The sequence below is a fragment of the Thiolapillus sp. genome, assembly GCF_048562965.1.
Lineage (GTDB): Bacteria > Pseudomonadota > Gammaproteobacteria > Chromatiales > Chromatiaceae > Thiolapillus > Thiolapillus brandeum_A.
This window is the reverse complement of sequence record NZ_JBHNMF010000408.1, coordinates 1-2,952: the sequence shown is the minus strand read 5'-3', so window position 1 is coordinate 2,952 and position 2,952 is coordinate 1. Positions and strand designations below refer to the sequence as shown.

The window sequence follows — 2,952 nt, the reverse complement described above, 5'->3', positions numbered from 1 at the left end:
AACGGTGACTGCTCTCATCAGTCTGATGCATGATATCGATTCACTGGTTTCCCGGCACGAATAAAATGGAGTTTTCCACACAACTTGTGGATAACTCTGTGAGAAAGATGCGCAAAGCATCCTTTTTTCCCTTTTACAGCGCTTGAGGAACAAATTGACCATTTTTTGCTCAATTACATCTTAATCATTAATATACAATGGGTTACATAGCATATGTAATAACCAACATACGGCATTTTCCCTAAACTCGCCTTGAGGACATGACATGCATGCGGCTTGTGTATAACAATGTTTTTTCTTGTTTATTTTCCTTGACACGGAAGAAATCAAAGGACATAATCTCGCGTCTTTTTACTGAACAACCTCAAGATTTCAGGAGTACAAGGTGGCCAATTCACTGCAAGCACGCAAGCGCGCCCGTCAGGCGGAAAAACGCCGTTCACATAATGCGGCCCGTCGCAGCATGTTGCGCACACATATCAAGAAAGTCGTTTATGCCATCGAAGCCGGCGACAAGGAAACCGCCAGTGCTGCATACAAGGCAGCGGTACCTGTTCTCGACAACGCGGTCAGCAAGGGAATCATCCACAAGAACAAGGCAGCCCGCCACAAGAGCCGTATGAATGCGCATATCAAGGCCATGTAAACGGACCTTGCATCTCTGAAAGCATCATCAGAAACCGGCTTATTTGCCGGTTTTTGCTTTTGCGACCCGGGGACCCACCTGCGCGCGACCAGCCGCCTTTGCCGCATACAATGACATATCTGCCTGCTTGAACAGCTCTGCCATGGTGATCCGCTGCCCGGACAGGCAGTCTGCGATACCGATACTCACCGACAGAACCGTCTTTTCCCTTTTTGATGCCACGGCCAGCGCCGGATTCAGTTTTTCCATCAGCTGACTGGCTTCTCCGTAGTCCAGCCCCGGGAACAACACCAGAAATTCGTCTCCACCGAAGCGTCCGATCTGCCCGCCCTTGGGCAACACCTGCTGCATGATTCTGCACAGCATCTTCAGGCACAGATCGCCAAAGTCGTGGCCCATCCCATCATTCAGCTTCTTGAAATGATCCACGTCCACGAATGCCAGAGCCAGGCCCTTCCCTCCTTCAGCGCATTGTGTCAGCAACCTGGCAACACGGCTCTCCATGGAAGCACGATTCAGTACACCGGTCAGGTCATCGTAGCGCGCAGAGTAATGCAGCTGCTCCATGTTTTCCGCATCCATCCTGGCATGCACGGCTTTCTCTACAAATTCCCGCAGGCCGGATACCATATCTCTGTCGAGGTACTGTTCCTGAGGTATGAGCAGCAGCAAGCAAAAATCCATTTCCTCACGGGTCTTCACGGGAACGAGCAGGTACTGATAGCGTTCACGGGCATCGGGAAATCCACGTATGTTCCGTCGGGTGATCAGCCCGCTGCGACAGTCCTTCATGAATTGTGGCATCTGCTGATTGAAAACCTGCATGAACAGCCGACCCATGACCTTGTTGCGGCCCAGGCAACGATACTGTGCCTTGCCCCCATTCATGGTGAGCACCATGACTTCCACGACATGGATGATGCGGTTGATACTCTCGAAAAACAGCCCGTCCATTTCCCGTGACACATCCACGTTTTCGTCGTCCGTTATCACCGACTGCAGCTTGCGCACGAAATCCGCCAGCAACTGTTCACGCTGGTAGGCCGTATCTGCCCGAACCAGATCCACCTTGGCCTGATCCCTCTCTTTCAGGGCACTCAGCGTCCGGCTGGCCAACGCCAGGGTCAGTATCAGGGCATCCACAGCCAGTGCAATTTCAAAAGCATGGGTCTGCTAGTAGGCGTTCTCCAGAGAAAAGGTGAAGGCATAGTAGATCCGAACCAGCGTCGCCACGATGAGCAGCAGGTTGGCGATGAACAGATAGCCAGCTGTCTTCACCCCCATGATCCAGTAGCGCAGGGTCAGCACGAAAATGGCAAGCGCACCCAGCGCCAGCAGCCCGTTGAACAGCATGACCCACAGGTTTCGCATATAGGTATCTGACCAGTAGCTGTCTGCCTGAGAAAGCACCAGGATGATCACGAAACCGAACTGAAAGCCCAGCATCAGCTTGCCACCCAGCGTCTTCCTGTCCAGGCCAAGAAAGGAACGGTAGAACTGGTAGAAAAACACGGCAGGAAGCATGCTGAAAAAATGCAGCCAGCGATTGACGATGACTGTATCCGGCAGATACAGCATCTCTCCAATCCACCCGTCCTGCCAGATCAGCGCCAGCACTGCCAGTAACATGTAGATGCTGTAATATAAAAATGGCAGTTCCCGTATATAGGCGAAGAACACCAGATTGACGACCGGCAGCTCGTAGACCAGGGTCTGGGGAGAATAATAGGAAGGCTTTCCCGGCAGCAGGCGGCCACGCTTTTCACTGATCCATCGCGGGTCGCCCTGTTGCTTCAGCCACAGAGTAGCTTCCGCCAGGTACTGCGGGTGAAGCACCAGGTTGTAGTCTCCCGGGGATTCCGCCAGTGCCGGCATTTCCATTCGCAATACGATACCGTGCGGATTCTGCGCAAAAGGCAGCCGGAATCCGGATATATAGCGGTGAAATTCCAGGCTGGCAGCCTGTTGCGGCTCGAATGCACTATTGAGCGGCGCATAGGAAAGCGGCAATTGCTGATGACTGTCCGCAATTGACGCCTGCATGAAAAATAGAAAAAACAGCAGCCATGCTGCGCGTAGATTCAATGTCATTCCCTGTTTCCGGTTTTCAGCGCATAGACCGGCTCTGACGGCCGGCGTTATTGTTCACTTCATGTAAAAGGTATCGAACATGGGGGTTCAGGGCAACAAGCGTGTCTTCGGCCTCGTGATAGATTTTGGGACATCCCAGTCCCCAAAATCGACTCGGCCTTTGACAACCTATTGGTGCCCCAGCCGTCCTGGTCACCCAGCACTACGCAACAACT

General features: G+C 52.7%; 3 protein-coding genes. 1 reads left to right on the top strand and 2 read right to left on the bottom strand.

Translation table 11 applies throughout. The annotated features are described in order from the left end of the window. Positions 1-385: 385 nt before the first annotated feature. A complete protein-coding gene (rpsT, locus tag ACOCD2_RS15565) occupies positions 386-646 on the top strand; it encodes a 30S ribosomal protein S20 (protein ID WP_293649297.1) in 261 nt (86 codons plus the stop codon). Positions 647-685: 39 nt separating this feature from the next. Here the strand turns inward: rpsT and ACOCD2_RS15560 are convergent, their stop codons facing one another. Both ACOCD2_RS15560 and ACOCD2_RS15555 read right to left on the bottom strand, forming a co-directional pair. Next, positions 686-1,789 carry a GGDEF domain-containing protein gene (locus tag ACOCD2_RS15560; protein WP_293649299.1) on the bottom strand — a complete coding sequence of 368 codons (1,104 nt, stop codon included), beginning with the start codon at positions 1,787-1,789 and terminating at the stop codon, positions 686-688. Between the two features lie 30 nt (positions 1,790-1,819). Further along, positions 1,820-2,737, bottom strand: coding sequence for a 7TM diverse intracellular signaling domain-containing protein (locus ACOCD2_RS15555; protein ID WP_293649302.1), 918 nt, complete (start codon positions 2,735-2,737; stop codon positions 1,820-1,822). Positions 2,738-2,952: the final 215 nt, after the last annotated feature.